This is a genomic window from Bacillus sp. ok061 (assembly GCF_900108285.1).
GTDB classification, from domain to species: Bacteria; Bacillota; Bacilli; order Bacillales; family Bacillaceae_G; genus Bacillus_A; species Bacillus_A thuringiensis_S.
The window spans coordinates 1-1,330 of the sequence record NZ_FNUW01000061.1; the positions used below are offsets into that span (position 1 = coordinate 1).

Sequence of the window (1,330 nt, forward strand, 5' to 3'; positions counted from 1 at the left end):
TGTAAGTTATAAAATAGCTGAGACACAGGATGTTTCTCTTGTATTAGATACTCTAAAAGAGGCTTTAAGAAAGCGAAATGTGATTGATACGATTTTACATTCGGATCAAGGAAAGGTGTATACATCAAAACAATTTTAAACATATGCCACAGAAAAAGGCATTATCACAAGCATGTCTCGTACAGGAAACTGCCATGATAATGCCCTCATAGAATCCTTTCATTCTCATTTGAAATCCGAAGGATTCTATGCGCAAAATATAAAACAATCGAATAATGCTAGTATAATACAAACTGTGGATGAATACATCCACTACTATAATAATGAACGGATTCAGAGAAAATTAGATAACATGTCACCTATAGCTTATAGGAAACATGTTATCTAGGTGTTTTTTCTTTGTCTCACCAAATGGGGTCAGACCACCTATGATTTAAAGAAAGAATAGCGTGTTTTTTAATTTTATGGAGAACTAATTATTTCTTTTTTTATAATAAGAAAGGAAATTTATTATCATATTAATTAAACATATAAAGATAAATGAGTAATTAAAAATAGTATAGCTACAAGTGATAGTATGCTAATAATTAAATGATACATATAGTGAGACTGCTTTTTCATTAATCACTCTCACTATTTATTTAATATACATAATTATATATATCAATAGTAAGATGCCAATATATACTTCATTTACTAAAAAAATAACCTGACCTTTCAAAAAATTACCTGTAAAAAAAGAAAAATTTTATTTAGGGGGTATATCAAAAACTTAGCTTAATAGCGATGGGGTGATCCCCCTTATATAAAAACAGGCTAATAAATAGGCTAATGGCTTATCCCATTTTACTTTTAATGAATAATATAAAGGGTACCAGGAATAGAAAGGAGAGTGTATTACTATGTCACAAGCTAACATACCAAATATTACTCCTAGTATTTCTTTAACTAGGGAAGAATCTATTAATTTAATTTTAGCTTCTATCGCTTTAGAAGAATTAGGGTTAGCTCATATTATTAATGCAGAAGCAGAAAAGATTCAATATGCAATTGGAACATTGTCTGGTCTATCGCCAGCTGCTACGTTAGATGAAATTTTAGCAGTCAATGAAAGTGTGAATCAAACGATACAAAGTGCACTCAAAACACAGATGTTGTTACAAAGTAAGTTGGATAGTGTTATAAAAACACCTGTATTAACAGGCCCACCAGGACCACCAGGACCAACAGGACCAGCAGGAGGACCGACGGGTCCGACAGGAACAACAGGAACAACAGGAACAACAGGAACAACAGGTTCACCAGGAGCAACGGGAGCAACGGGAGCAAC

Annotated in this window: 1 pseudogene; it reads left to right on the forward strand. The window is 32.6% G+C overall.

The features are described 5' to 3' along the window. Positions 1-902 precede the first annotated feature (902 nt). Positions 903-1,330, forward strand: a pseudogene (locus C4S65_RS33120) (collagen-like protein); the annotation flags it as partial.